The organism is Fluviispira vulneris, from assembly GCF_014281055.1.
GTDB classification, from domain to species: Bacteria; Bdellovibrionota_B; Oligoflexia; order Silvanigrellales; family Silvanigrellaceae; genus Silvanigrella; species Silvanigrella vulneris.
This window is the reverse complement of sequence record NZ_JACRSE010000002.1, coordinates 543,253-557,597: the sequence shown is the minus strand read 5'-3', so window position 1 is coordinate 557,597 and position 14,345 is coordinate 543,253. Positions and strand designations below refer to the sequence as shown.

The 14,345-nt window shown below is 30.6% G+C and carries 9 protein-coding genes; 5 read left to right on the top strand and 4 right to left on the bottom strand.

The genetic code is table 11. The features are described 5' to 3' along the window. Positions 1-20: 20 nt before the first annotated feature. The 4 genes from H7355_RS06240 to H7355_RS06225 form a co-directional block, all read right to left on the bottom strand. Positions 21-1,181 carry a hypothetical protein gene (locus H7355_RS06240; RefSeq protein WP_186645861.1) on the bottom strand — a complete coding sequence of 387 codons (1,161 nt, stop codon included), beginning with the start codon at positions 1,179-1,181 and terminating at the stop codon, positions 21-23. After that, positions 1,178-3,682 (bottom strand): cytochrome c-type biogenesis CcmF C-terminal domain-containing protein, encoded by a 2,505-nt coding sequence (locus H7355_RS06235; RefSeq protein WP_186645860.1) that lies wholly within the window; start codon positions 3,680-3,682, stop codon positions 1,178-1,180. Before H7355_RS06235 ends, H7355_RS06240 begins: the two co-directional genes overlap by 4 nt. Before the next feature lie 3 nt (positions 3,683-3,685). Then, complete coding sequence (locus H7355_RS06230; RefSeq protein WP_186645859.1) at positions 3,686-4,654, bottom strand: coproporphyrinogen III oxidase; 969 nt, start codon at positions 4,652-4,654, stop codon at positions 3,686-3,688. A 121-nt stretch (positions 4,655-4,775) separates the two neighbouring features. Further along, positions 4,776-6,251: a sigma-54-dependent transcriptional regulator gene (locus tag H7355_RS06225; RefSeq protein ID WP_186645858.1), complete on the bottom strand. Its 1,476-nt coding sequence runs from the start codon at positions 6,249-6,251 to the stop codon at positions 4,776-4,778. A 797-nt stretch (positions 6,252-7,048) separates the two neighbouring features. On the opposite strand from H7355_RS06225, the gene H7355_RS06220 reads away from it, so the two are divergent. The 5 genes from H7355_RS06220 to H7355_RS06200 are packed head-to-tail and all read left to right on the top strand — an operon-like array spanning position 7,049 to position 14,331. Next, positions 7,049-7,717 carry a hypothetical protein gene (locus H7355_RS06220; RefSeq protein ID WP_186645857.1) on the top strand — a complete coding sequence of 223 codons (669 nt, stop codon included), beginning with the start codon at positions 7,049-7,051 and terminating at the stop codon, positions 7,715-7,717. Beyond that, positions 7,718-8,305 carry a hypothetical protein gene (locus H7355_RS06215; RefSeq protein ID WP_186645856.1) on the top strand — a complete coding sequence of 196 codons (588 nt, stop codon included), beginning with the start codon at positions 7,718-7,720 and terminating at the stop codon, positions 8,303-8,305. A gap of 12 nt (positions 8,306-8,317) precedes the next feature. Continuing rightward, positions 8,318-9,670 carry a type VI secretion system baseplate subunit TssK gene (gene tssK / locus H7355_RS06210; protein WP_186645855.1) on the top strand — a complete coding sequence of 451 codons (1,353 nt, stop codon included), beginning with the start codon at positions 8,318-8,320 and terminating at the stop codon, positions 9,668-9,670. Beyond that, positions 9,667-10,440: a DotU family type IV/VI secretion system protein gene (locus H7355_RS06205; protein WP_186645854.1), complete on the top strand. Its 774-nt coding sequence runs from the start codon at positions 9,667-9,669 to the stop codon at positions 10,438-10,440. The genes tssK and H7355_RS06205 overlap by 4 nt, the downstream gene beginning before the upstream one ends. Before the next feature lie 12 nt (positions 10,441-10,452). Beyond that, a complete protein-coding gene (locus tag H7355_RS06200; RefSeq protein WP_186645853.1) occupies positions 10,453-14,331 on the top strand; it encodes a hypothetical protein in 3,879 nt (1,292 codons plus the stop codon). The last annotated feature ends 14 nt before the right edge of the window (positions 14,332-14,345 follow it).

The following is a 14,345-nucleotide window of genomic DNA, read 5'->3' as shown; positions in this document are numbered from 1 at the left end:
AGTTTCGTTAAGTCTGGTAATTATTTTGACGTTTTAATTATAAAAAAGGTTGTCATACCAAATAAAAAGCAAGCCACAAACAATGTAAGTATATATAATGGAGTTCTTTGTGGCACAATTCCTTTTATTTCAAAATATGGGTAGGGTGAATTTTCATCTCCTACTCGAATCAACTGATGTGATTGTTGTTTTGCTTTTGTGCTTTCACTATTAGTAAATGGATCAAGACCTACAAAAGATTTATAATCAACAGGAGTCTTTATAATACGTGGTGGCCAAATATTTATATTTTCGTTTATTGTTGAAAATAAATTTCTTAAAGTTCCATTATATTCAGGCATAATGAAAATGGAAAAACCTGGTAAAGTTTTTAAATCACTAGACATCCATTCAACTGTCCCATTTAAAGCAGAAAGGGAAAACTCAGCGCTCAGTTGATTGATACCTTCTTTGAGAGGTAAATTTACAATAGCTGAATCATAGAGATTACTTTTTTCAAAAACGACCTGATCATTTCCATTGATTTTTAATTCTGCAAAATTTTTAGGGAGGGGTATTTGAATTTTTGCATATTTAACACTCTTATTATTTGTAAACATTCCAACATAGTAAACATATAATTTGCCTTGAAGGGGCATTAGAATAAATTGATTTACGGAAGGAATCCAATTTTCAGTTCCTGTTATAATATATGCTGGCGGTATAACAACATCACTTGGAGCAGTTACGTTATCTTGATTTGATACCTCTGCTTTCAATTCACCGCTTGCATTAGCTGCAGAAAACAAAAATAAACCAATTGTAATAAAGAAACAATAAATTAAAAAATGAAATCTTATCGAACCTTTTTCAGATAAAAAACTATCTTCTTCAGGCTCTTTTACTGTTTTGGGCTCCCAAGGCAAATTTGCTTTTTGCAGGCGATTACAAATAGCGACAACACCACGCAAAGCCTCTTCATGACTGCATTGATCAATTGTTTTATCAGAACATTTTCCATATATTAATTTTTGAAAAAGAGAATCCCTAAGAATTAGAATTTTACTGAGCTCTTCTTGACTATTAAAACCTTCAAAAGAAGAAATAAGTTGTGACTTAGATTGCGCAGATAATAAAGGCGATAAAACGAACACAACCAGAAAAAAAGAAAATAAAATGCAGAGAACTAAAGCTATAATCATGATTTTACCTCTGCTTTCTTTTTCTGAATAAATAAATGAATTTCTTCAAAAAGCTCTATATTTTCTTTTTCTTGCCTTTTCCTTGAACTACGCAGAGCAAAAATAATAAATAAAGGTCCTAAGATGAATCCGACAATAGGCACTGCCCAAATAAATAGTCCCAAAGTTGAATGGGCGTCGGGTTCACGCAAAATCCAAGTGCCATATGAGTCTTTAAAATATTTTATAATTTCAGGTTTTGTTTTTCCTTCTAACAACTGCTTTTCGATTTCTGTGCGCATAGCAATACTTTGCAAAGTCCCGCTTTCTAAAATACTGACTCCTTGACAAGTTGGGCAACGCAGTTCTTTAGCAACATCTTCCATCAAAGGATTTAATTGCGTCGGTTGCACCTGATTGGCTTGAGCCACTCCTGAAATCCCAAATAAAGTAACAGTGATTGCTATCAATATTATAAAAGAAGAAACAACTTTGGCAGCAAATTGTGCATTTATGGGAGAGCGTTCAATTGCCTCTTGTAAAATATCTTCTAGTGTTTCTTGATTTCCTTGGATATTGCCAAAAGCATCTACTTCTACACTTCTTTTCTGTTTGCGATGTGTCAATGAAATAATCGCGCCTAAAACCATAATAACTAAACTCGTCCAAACAAACTTAACAGTGGGATTAAAACTCATTTTTAAAGAAACTGATTGGTTATTCACATCAAATGAGGCAAGAACAATATAGAGATCATGCCAAAAATTGGATTGAATTCCTATTTCGTTAAACCATTGTTCATTATTTGTAAATTTGCTCCGCATTGGATTAATAATATTATTTTCACCATTTTTACTATCGATAGATTCGATATTTGCTATAACATATTGAGCATTATAATTTCGATTATAACTTAGTCCTTTATTAACAATTGTATATCCATTAAAAAATGTCGACTCATTCAGATTTAAATTTGCTTCAGCAGATATTCCACGATAGTTCCCAGCAAAACCCGCAATAGCAAATAAAAAGCCGATATGAATAATAAGAGCACCGACATAGGGTCTGTTATACTTTAAAAGGATCTTACCATTCCAGCGTAATGCTTTTAATTTATAAATAAGATCCATAATTAATATACCACAGGTCCAAATAACGAGGAGAAAAATAACTGAACTTTTTAGATCGAAATTTTTTTCTTTTGCAAGCGCAAAAGTGATCGCAACTGACCAAAGAAATGGAAAGAGCAGACAAGTAATTGGATCTTCAATCTTACCATTTTTCCAACGCATTAAATTTCCAACACCAAGTAAAGAAACAAGACTTAAACCGATCCAAGGGGCAAAAGCATTGAAAAAAGGTTGTTGGATTGAAATTTTTATTCCACGGGTTGCTTCGACAATTAATGGCAAAAGTGTTCCAATAAATACTAGAGCAAGTAAAAAAAGTAAGAAAAAATTTGTGAATAAAAGAGCACTCTCTTTTGAGACACGCCATTCATTGGATTTTGCAGCACCTTGAATGCGATTTCCTCTGGTAAATACCATAGCAATAGAAATTGACACTAAAAAACAAACCCACAATAAATAGGTAGGCCCGATATCGCTTTCAGCAAAAGAATGCACACTGCTTATGACTCCAGATCGAGTGATAAAAGTTCCTTGAAAAGTCAAAGCATATGAAAACATAAATAAAAATAACATCATTCGAGGCAAACGTCCCGTTTTATCGGTGACAAGAAGTGTGTGAAGTCCTGCCGTTAATGCAAGCCAAGGCATAAACGAACTGTTTTCAACTGGATCCCAAGCCCAATACCCAGCCCATCCAAGTTCAACATATGCCCACTTCCCACCAAGAAAAATAGCAATTGTTAGGACAGCCCAAGCAAACAACGCCCATTTTCTTACTGTCATTAGCCAATCTGTGGTAAATCCACCCCGCACAAGAGCAGCAAAAGAGTAAGCAAATGGAACAATAAGTAAACAATAACCAGTAAAGAGCATTGGAGGATGTATAGCCATATATGGATTTTGTAATAGAGCATTCATTCCTTGACCGAAAGTGCCAACAGGAAACAGTCGGGTTAAAGGAGCAGAAAAAGTAACAGTTAATAACAACATAAATGATAGAGAACAACCATATGCAACACAAAGAGCGGGATATAAAGAAAAATTATTCTTTTTTACTGTGACCAAAGACAGAGTAACAACTAAACTCATTATTAAAGTCCACAGTAAATGACTGCCTTCTAGTGCACTCCAAAATGCAGTAAAAAGATATAATGGAGGCATATCGATTGCAGAATGTTCATAAACATATTTTACAGAAAAATCATGAAAGAAAATTGAATTCCACATAACAAAGGAAGTTAAAAGGACACAAATAAAAACTGCTATGAGAGCATTTCGAGCACTTGAAACAACCCCAATATTGGGATTGTGTAAAGAATAAAGTCCCATGACCATGCCATAAAAAGAAAAGCACAGTCCTAAACACAAAGAATAAAAGCCAACTTCAACCATGTTTCACCATTTTACTCTTGGAGGTAAGGAACAAAAAATCGCTTCATGATTTCCACCCGTCATTAAGCCAAAGCGTGTACCACGATCATAAACCAAGTTAAATTCTGCATAGCGCCCGCGCCAATAAAGATGCTTTTCTTCAAGTGCATTATCGTATGGCATCTCAATTCTACGAACTAAAATTTCAGTATAAGCATGGGCTGCAAATTGCCCAACATCAAGTAAAAGGGATAAATCTTGTTCATCTTCTATCTTGACAAAGTCAAAAAATATTCCTCCCACACCCCGAGACTCTTTTCGATGGGGAATATAAAAATAGTCGTCAGCCCACTTTTTAAATTTTTCATAATCTGCAATTTTTGCGTTACGAGCGCAAACTGTTTTCATACTTTCATGAAATAATGCTGTATCTTCTTCAAAAGGAATCATAGGTGTGAGATCAGCTCCTCCACCAATCCAAGTTGTTACCTTATCATTGTCATTTACTTGTATACATCGAATATTTAAATGCATAATTGGAGCAAATGGGTTGCGCGGGTGTGAAATTAGCGAAACACCTGCAGCCGAAAATGGCTTACCTGCATATTCACCCTCCAAAGCAGGATAATGAGGCCCCCAGACGCAGCTCATATTCACTGCCGATTTTTCGAGGGTTTCTGCACGTATCACAGTCATCGTGCCACCACCTGCTAATTTTCTTTCTGGATTGTGTTCATGTGCTGACCAAACTTTCGCAGTACAGGCTTCAACCCCTTCAATTTCATTAAATGAATTCTTACAAATATTTCTTACGTATAGCAAAGTTGTTAATAATGTTTCAGAAAAAATTGAATTATCCCCATTTTTTGCCATTTCCCACAAAGGATCCGATTTTTGCAAATCACATAATTGATTCTTTTTGAGATCATGAAAAGGCAAAATTGGATTCTGCTCTAAAAACCTTTTGCTTCTTAATGAAAGTTCACTTTGCATTGAATTCTCTCCTTTATTTCAGGATTGCTGCTTTGGCAGCACCAATCAGAGAGATACACCTGAAAACGACTCAATTGCAATTGTCTAGGTCAAATACAAAATATATAATCCCGATTATAATTTAAATTTTATATTTCTTTCTTTTTGCGTCGATCGCATTCCGACTTATTCCAAGACCTGTATGCGCTTTTGCTATACTGTTGTGTCGATTAATTGCATTTATCAGTATTTGTTTTTCAATTTCATCAAGGAGATCATTGAGAGCATGATCGGTTTGAAAGGCGTGCTGTAATGAATTTAATATTTGCATTTCACTTTCTGTATTTTCAAAGGAAGAGTCAGTATTATTTTTTAATTCTTTTTCATTTGCTTTTTCAACATTTTCATTGGGTATTTCTAAATGATGAATGTTTAAATCTTCTTCGTGCAATTGAGAGTTGATAAGCATGCGTTGAAGTGTTCTAAAAAGTTGTCGAATATTGCCTTTCCAAAAGCATTTCCGACATTTGAAAGCGATTTCGTTAAGCAACTCTTCTTTTATGCTGATCCCTTCCTGCTTAAAAAACATTGCTATAAATAAAATCAAATCATCCGAGCGATTGCGTAAAGGTTCAAGGGTCAACTCAGCTCCACTGATTCTGTATTTAAAGTCTGCAAGCATTCTACCAGCTTCAACCTCTTCATCCAGATCCTTTGTTGTGGCAACAATCAATTGAAAATAGGAATGAATGATACGCATATCTCCAACCCTGCTGTAACTTCCATCGTTTAAGACTCTTAAAAGTTTGCGTTGAGTTGGAATATCAAGACTCTGCACTTCATCTAAAAATAAAATACCATTATTTGCAGCGGCAACATAACCATTGGTTGTTTCATTTGCCCCAGTAAATGCTCCTTTTTTATGCCCAAAAAGTAAAGAATTTGTAAGATCGTTGTCTAATAGAGGACAATTTACTGTGACAAATGGAATCATTCCTTCTAACTCAACTCTTTTTTTGTGTAATATTTTTGCAAATTCTTCTTTTCCAGTTCCTGTTTCGCCAAAAAGTACAAGAGGAATTTTTTTATTTTTAGCCACACCGCTTAAAAACTTATCATGTTTAGAAGATATTATAATACCATTCTTATAAATCTTATATAAATTATTATTTAAATAATGATTCAAGACAACTTCAAGAGAATCCTCATTTTGCAATGAAAGTTTTTTTTGTGCAGCTGTTTTAATATACAATCCGATTTCATCGGCCTTTGTGATTGGTTTACGTAAAAAATGAGTTGTGCCAAGCGCAAATGCTTTTTCAAAGATGATACGATCCATGTTATGAGACATAGTTAAGACAGTGATCTGAGGATGTTTGACTAAGGCAAACTGGATGATTTCGAAACCTAGTTCATTGTAAACACCATTGGTTTCCTTAGTTAAATGAACTTCAGTCAATAATAAATCAAAATTTTGAATGGTAAGCATCTGCTTTGCATCAGCATAAGACGATGCGCCATAAGCAATAAGCCCACAATTTTGAGCTAGTAAAATATATTTCTTTAATTCTTCATGGCAATCTTCAACAATAAGTATACTTAGCTCTTCAAATTTCATACAGTTATCACCATTAAATTTTTTCGATTACAGTATTTTCTGTAAGATTTTTATTCTTATTGGATTTACTGTGTAGTATTTTTGTAGCACTGAAGACAGAGTGGTAGTTATTAGGTCAGAATTTGTATGGAATAAATACAAAAAATTAACACAAAACAAACTCTTCATCAGAGTTTTTTAAATATATACATTTTATATCTTTTCGCCAATCCTATTTTTATATTTAAACAAGTTGCTAAGAATTTTAGACTAATAAGATAAATTTTGCCTCAATGGTTAAAAAATACTTTACGTGAGACAAAAACAAATGAGTATTCTTGCAGCAAATCTCATTTACAGATGAATATAACTTCAGACAAAGTTAGAGTAAAGAGGAAGATCCACATTTTTTAGCAATACCTAAGCTGCTAAAGCTGCAAAGGGCGGATAAAAGAATCGTTCGATAACTTTATTATTAAAAAACAACAAAAAATAACATATTTATAATAAAAATCGATTTATATAATTTATTATATACAATTATTTTTTATATGAAAATTAAGTTATAAATTGAAGCGCAAAATTAAAATTCACCATTTTAAAAAAATATTTAACCATGCCAATAGCCGATTGTAAGCTGCTTTAACAAACAAGCAAAAGATTATATTTTTTGGTAAGCAAAATAATCGCTCTTGATAAAATAATAAATAAAATATAACCTCATTGGAAAGAGGTATGCTATCCTTAGAAAATAAGCATACAAATTACAGCATTTTTTCTACACAACTGAATTTACTTAGAAATTTATGGAGAATCCCTTGAGCTTTTTCTATTCCTCTAATAAAAATTTCTTAAAATTTCTTAGACTTTTATTATATTTTTCATTAGCAATTTTAGTCAATGCAGCTATAAACGCTCAAGAAGAGAGCGCCATTCAAAGTTTAAACTCAAACCTTGATAATATAAATACTTTAAAAGAAAATGCCCAAAAACTTTCCGATCTTAACATCGAAAAGAGTAAAAACGCACCTATTGCACAAATCAATATACCACAAGAGAGTAAACTTCCAGCAAAGCCAGGAAGTGCTCTCGATCGTTTTTTTGGACGCACAATAGGTGTACAAATTCAAATTCAAAAAGATTCTAACGAAAATAGTGCAATTTTAACTGAACTCGTCATTATTTATAAGCCAGAGCTTTACACAAAACTTGCCTCATTAAACATGAGACAATGGTTTAGCAACTCACCTGAAATAAATATTTTACGAGACTCCCCAGACATTGCTATTGCACGTTTGGAACTCACCCCTGAAACACTTTTTTCTCAGTATTTTATAAAAGTAAAAAGCAGTGCTGTTGGCGGACTTTTATTTACACGTTTGCAAAATAATTTAGATACATATCCACCCTATATAAATCCATACAAAAATCTTAATCTCAATTTTTTTTACAATGGCTTTGATTTTAAACAGAATTTGGAGAAATAAATGTATATTGATGCTTATCAAACTCCTCAAGAAAATAATACTTATATACAACAAAATTTAGTTTCAGATGCCAAGCAAAAAAAAGATACAGATAATATCGATATATTTATCAATCAAGAAGTCGCTATAAAAAAAATAAATAATCAATTTTACTTTCCAATCAACACAGAAATTGGTCTAGATCTTAATCATTCCTATCAAGTAGCATTATCCTGTAATTATGGGGTACAAAAATTTAATCTTAATAACAAAGATAGCTCTGTTTCAGAAATAAGCAATATGTGGTATTGTGGCAACTCGTTTGCATTCATTCCTTATGCGAGTTCAATATTTCATCCAAAAATTAAGTTATTTGGGGGAGCTGGTGAAGCCTATGGCAAACAAATCATTACCCCTTCATCAAAACCAATGAGTCTAAAATTTTTAACACTTAAACCTTCACTTGATCTTGAAATAAACGTTTTGCAAAATCTTAAATTTTCGCTTGGCACAGCCTATCAATTTTTATTTTCAAATGACTCGGAATCTTTGCAGAATCAAGTTTCCGGTGCTGAAGGTCATATATCAATTTCGTTGAACTTTAAATAATAAGGAATAACAATGCCAAGCTTAAAATATATTCCCGATCAAATAATGTGGCATGACGGGATGTTATTATCTCCCCAACACTTTCAACAAGCATTTAAACGTTGTGAAAACATCATTCGTTATCACAATTATGAATCTTCACCTTATCATTTTGGAATAAAAAATTTCAAAATCGATCAAACTGCATTTGCATCCGGATTATTTAAAATTGAAGAATTAGAATGCATTTTCCAAGATGGTTTAGAATATTATTATAATTCAATCTATGACTCTGCTCAAGCACAACTTGATCTTAGCAAATATAAAGATATTTTAGAAAATAAAACACTCACACTTTATATAAGTATTCCACGTATTCAAAATAAAAATAGCATCTTAAATAATACATATTCTCGTTATAAAGTTGCGAATATTGACAATATTGCTTTCGATGAAAATACTGGGGAAGATGAAATACCCATCCCGAGAGTTCGTCCCAATATTTCACTATTATTTGAGCATGAGCTCACACCTCACTATATATCGTTGCCTTTATTTAAAATTTATCATGAGAATAGTATATATAAAACAAGAGAATTTTCACAACCCTCAACTAAGATAAATAGAGAATCGCCAGTTTGGAAAATTTGTCATTCCATCTGCATGACACTCAGATATAAAATCCAAGATATTATTGAAACTTTGCAAAAATTTAGCATGATGAAAGAAAATACGGAGCTTCTCGATCGAATTGAAACTTTAAAATGCATGAAGTCAAGCTTACCGCGTTTAGAGGCATGTATCCATTCGGAGCAACTCCATCCATTTATTTTATATTTAGAAACATATTCAGTTGTATCTAATATATTATCAAATGAAATTTATGAGATGCCCGCTCCATTAATCGAGTACAATCACTACGACAATTTATCCTGTTTCCAAAAATTAAGAACAATATTAAATGAATATTTAGAAAAAGAGATACCAACAGATTTTACCATTTCAAAAGCTATTAAAATAGATAATAAATATTCTATTCTTGTGCATAAAGGCACTCTTGGAGTCAATGATTCATCACACTTCCTTCTTGGATTCAAAAAGAATTCTGACATATCACAAATAAATTTTTTAAGTTGGATAAAATCTGCAATTATATGTGATGAGGAAAATTTTGAAGTTATTCTCGAGCGTAGAGTATTAGGTATGCAAAGGAATTTAATAGAAAAATACGAAAATTTAATTCCACAAAAAAATATTTATTTAGTTAGAGTCAAATTTGAGACTGTTGCTAAAGAAAAAATTAACATAATAATTGCACCTAGTATCACTGAAAAATACGATAATTCTCCAGATGAAATTCTCCTATACTCAAGGAAGAAATCATGATCATATTAAACAACTATGAATGTCCTATTCTATTTACTCAGGAATGTATTTTTAAAATACAAAATCTTCTTAGTAACATAGATGCAGCAATAGAGAATAAAAACAATTTAGCTGAAAAAAATGAGGAACAATTATTAAGCTTTGATGATGAAAATATCACCAAAATATCTAATGATTTAATTGAATATATTGGAAACAAAATCGACACATTGAAAAAAAACAAGAACTTTGACAACTCAGTTCTCAAATCATTACAATATATGCTAATAGCGTTCATTGACGAAAAATTTATAACCAAAAACTGGCCTGGACGTATTTACTGGCAAAATGAATCATTAGAGAAAAAAGTCTTTCAAAGTCGCTTAGCTGGTGATGTTTTTTTTGAAAACTGCAAAAATATTATTGCAAATAGAGATTATAAATATAGAGAGCTCTCCTATTGCTATTATTTATGCCTCAGTTCTGGTTTTAGAGGAAAATATCACTCTTATGAATCTCAATTCGAAATCGATCAAATTAAGACTTTACTATATCAATTTTATAGTGAAAATAAAATTGATATAAAATACAATATTGACGGGGTTATTCCTCAATCATCATTACTAATAAAATCAAATATCGATGAAAATACAAAGCAAAGAAAAATATCATATTCTTTTCTTTTAGTTAATTTTATTCTCATAACTATTTTTTTGATTGGATCTTGTTACATCTGGTTTAGCAACACTGGTTTTATTGCTAAAAGCATAAATATTCTAACAAACTTTTAGATGGACTCTTCTATGATTTTTGTAATGATTTATATCTTAATTTGCATTATTTTATTATTCTTTTCCTGTGTTGCTCTCTTTCGCATATGGAATCCTGATATATCTGTTTTTATTAAAAATGAATTATTCAAACAGTTTTTATTTGATCGATACTGGTTTTATGAAAACAAAAATTCATTACAAAAAAAGAACGTTTTTTTTGTAATAAGTAAAAATTCAAGCGAAATATTTGAAGAATTGAATAACTTAAAGAATTTAAACAAAAAGACCTCTTTTGAAAAATCTTTTTCTGATTCAAAAAAACCTTTTGAAAAAATTGAAATTGACGATTCTATTTTAATCTTTATTCATGAAAAACTTTTAGTCTGTGACAATGAAGATCAAATACAATTGAGTAGAAGGCTCCGTTTTACTTTATACAACATACTGAAAATTAGGAAAAATAAATTAATAGATGGAGTCATTCTATACCCCGAAAATGATATATTTTCCAATACAAACAGTCTTAATTTAGATTTTAAGCAAGAAGCATTCTATTATTCACTTATTATCAAAAAGATATGCAAAACACTAGATTCAAGAATTCCAGTCTTTTTTATTGATAAATCAGAAATTAAAAATCCTCCATCGTTGAATTTACTTAAAGATGATAACAATGAAAGCATTCAATATAATTTTGGTTTTTACCACAAATCATCCCCAAGAACAGAAAAATTAAGTCGAGAAATTAAAAATAGCATTGATAGCTGCGTGAATTCTTTAGAATCACAAATGCAGCATTTCTTACAAAAATCAGATAATGAATCACAAATTCAAATAATTTTATACTTCTTTCAGTTAAAAATTGCGCTTATTTCTTTTTCAAAGAATTACTGTGATTTTTTCTATAGAAATTTCAATATTAATGAATCTTCTATGATTAATTTTCATTTTATTTTAAGTGAAAAGTCATTTAATAATGAAAATAATTCACCAACATTAAATATGTTTGAGTATATTTCTAAATATCTGAAGGGAAATTCAGACTTTTCAGACCATTGTATTCAAAATAAAATTTATAAAAACTATGCTTTTGGTGCTTTAACCTTTTGCAGCACTGCTTTTATTTTTTACTCACTCATTTCCTCACAAGATTTTTTAAATAATAAAGTTAAATTTTATATAAAAAATTTCACGAATTTAGATAACTTTATATCTGAATACTCAAATATTTCAAAACAAATTGAAAATTTAGATGAGCTCAAAATTCAGAGTTGTGATCTTATAAATACAGCTAATTATCTTAATCAAGTTTCATTTAATTATCCATTAAACTTTCCGTCTTGGAATTCAAATCTCAATGAGATTCTCGACAAGAAATTTGATACAAAATTTACTAGTTTTTATAGTAAATTCATTATTCAAAACTTTAATACAAAAATAAATGATTACTTAGTTACAAACAAAAAAAATATTTTAGCAACGGAAGAAACATCAACAATTCTAAGCCAAATAAATAAATTTGTTGATGAAAATGAAAAAATCACCGAAATTTACTTAAATATACTTTCAAATGAGCAAGGCAAGACAAGTGATGGTATCTCATATGCTGCTCAATTTTTATTTGGCATCGATTGCTTGAAACCTCGACAAAATATATCTCTTTTTCAGAGCCTTGACCGCAGTAAAGTAATTGATCAAGTAAATATTGATTATAATTTCTTTAAAAGACAGTCACAAAATATCTTAAATGAATATATTCAGAGCTACTTTAATACAATTATCAAAAACAATGATATATATGTTGCAGTTAATAAGATTAATACTGACCTTATGCAATTAAAAAATATTAAAAAATCTGAAATAATGACATATAGTAAATCGTTGATATCTGATGTTAATAGTTTACAAAGTGCTATTATAAAAGGGCAAATTGATTTTCAAAGTCTTAACTCTTTTTTCGGCAATAACTTTTACAACATGTACAAAGAAATAGAGGAAAATCCTACTTTTGGTAAAGAAATATTTGAAAACATCAATTCTATTGCTGAAGAACAGTTTAAACTCACAAAAAATAAAGTTGCCAGTTTCACTCCACTTGGAAATAATTTTCCTCTCATTATTATAAAAGATAATTCATTTTCTGTTAATCCATCACTTTTAAAACTATCTGATTCACTTGAAAAAATGTTTCAAGCTTATGACACAACAAGTCAAAGTAATCTAATCCCACAAACAAAAGCATTTTCCTCGGATTTAAAATCAATAAACAATAATTTACCTACTAATGCTCTCTGGTCCATCGATAATATTCAAAATATTTTACAAAGAGGATTGATTTTCAATACAGCCTCAGAACAAATAAATAAAACACAATATCCAAAAGAACTTTCAGATATATTCTCTTATTTAGAAGAAGAGCTCAGCCATATTTTTTGGAATCAACAGCTCCCTGCAAGCATACAAATATATGATCTTAGCAAAAAAGATGAAGATAATTCAGATCAATTTATAGATCCTTATATTCAAAATATTCAATTATCTGTTCCTGTTTTAAAAGCTATTTCAAATTTGCTAGTCAAATATGAGCAAAATGATATTAATATTTATTTGAGTGAGATCGTACGTCAGCAAATAGATCGTCAACTTAATAAAAATAACGATTTATTGAATTCAAGCGCATTCTTTTCACCTATTTATCCTGATTTCAAATGGTGGGATGGGGAGTCTTCTCCGGCATACAAAGCATTTAGTGTGACAAGCGATGAAGATCTGAAGCTTTATCTTAGTATTCAGCGCGATTCCTTAAAGAAATTCTTTAACAGAAATATTAATCCCATTCTTCAAGCAAAAAATTTGTACTTTACAAGTCCAAATAAATATTTAGGCGATGAAAAATTAACTGAAAACTTTTCAATCTTACAAAACTCTCTTGACTCCTCAGCCAAAGGAACAGCCTTTGAAGAGCTAAAAGGATTTCTAATAAACTCTGTTCTGCCACTCAGAACCAGTAATTGTTCTGAATTTATTTCAAAAGATTTCGATACTATTTCCAAAAAAGATTTCTTTTCTAAAAAGCAAAATAATTTGTATCATGCTCTTGCGGATAGATGCCAAAAACTCCTAATCAAACAGGCTTTTAATAATTTTGATCGTTTTGCTGACAATTATAATTCTGCAATTTCTGGAGAGTTTCCTTTTGCTGAAAATATTTCCACCACTGATAACGCTTCGCTGGAAGATATAAATTTTGTTTTTTCATTGTATGCACAACTCAAAAAGCAAGATCTCCCCATTTTACAAAAATACAGCACATTGTATAAAAATAGAATTGATATCCAAAAATTTGTTAAATATATGGATTCTCTGCAAAGTTTTTTTGCAATTCAGTATGACAAAGAAGGAAATCCAATTCCAGTCACTTGGAATGTTGCAATGGAATTTAGAACAAATTCTGCTAACGAAATTCTTGGCAATCAAATTATTGATTGGTCTTTGCAATCTGGGAACCAAATAATCGGATCACGTCATGGGAATATCACAAACGGAAACTTTTCGTGGACCTATCTACAACCTTTGCAATTTTCGATTAGTTTAGCCCAGGGATCAAAATATTCCTTACAAAAATACAGCAGTGATAAAAATTTATTTATTACAAATAATTCTGCATATTATACAATAAGAAACAGATGGTCTTTATTAAAATTTATTGAAGATTACGCAGATTGTAATAAAAGCCATTACTGCAATAAAAATGATCTTAAGTTCGAAGTTCCATTAAATGATAATAAATCCATTCGTTTTTATATCTCACTTTTTCTTAAAAATAAAAAAGGAACAAGAATTAACTTCCCAAAATTCCCTAAAACAGCTCCTTATCTATTAAAGAAAATTGAGCAAAAAGGGACTTAATAATTTAAATTGAG

What these genes read in the sequence shown, in the direction of transcription:
- H7355_RS06240 (WP_186645861.1), bottom strand. Translation starts at nt 1,181, where the DNA reads ATGATTATAGCTTTAGTTCTCTGCATTTTATTTTCTTTTTTTCTGGTT.
- H7355_RS06235 (WP_186645860.1), bottom strand. Translation starts at nt 3,682, where the DNA reads ATGGTTGAAGTTGGCTTTTATTCTTTGTGTTTAGGACTGTGCTTTTCT.
- H7355_RS06230 (WP_186645859.1), bottom strand. Translation starts at nt 4,654, where the DNA reads ATGCAAAGTGAACTTTCATTAAGAAGCAAAAGGTTTTTAGAGCAGAAT.
- H7355_RS06225 (WP_186645858.1), bottom strand. Translation starts at nt 6,251, where the DNA reads ATGAAATTTGAAGAGCTAAGTATACTTATTGTTGAAGATTGCCATGAA.
- H7355_RS06215 (WP_186645856.1), top strand. Translation starts at nt 7,718, where the DNA reads ATGTATATTGATGCTTATCAAACTCCTCAAGAAAATAATACTTATATA.
- tssK (WP_186645855.1), top strand. Translation starts at nt 8,318, where the DNA reads ATGCCAAGCTTAAAATATATTCCCGATCAAATAATGTGGCATGACGGG.
- H7355_RS06205 (WP_186645854.1), top strand. Translation starts at nt 9,667, where the DNA reads ATGATCATATTAAACAACTATGAATGTCCTATTCTATTTACTCAGGAA.
- H7355_RS06200 (WP_186645853.1), top strand. Translation starts at nt 10,453, where the DNA reads ATGATTTTTGTAATGATTTATATCTTAATTTGCATTATTTTATTATTC.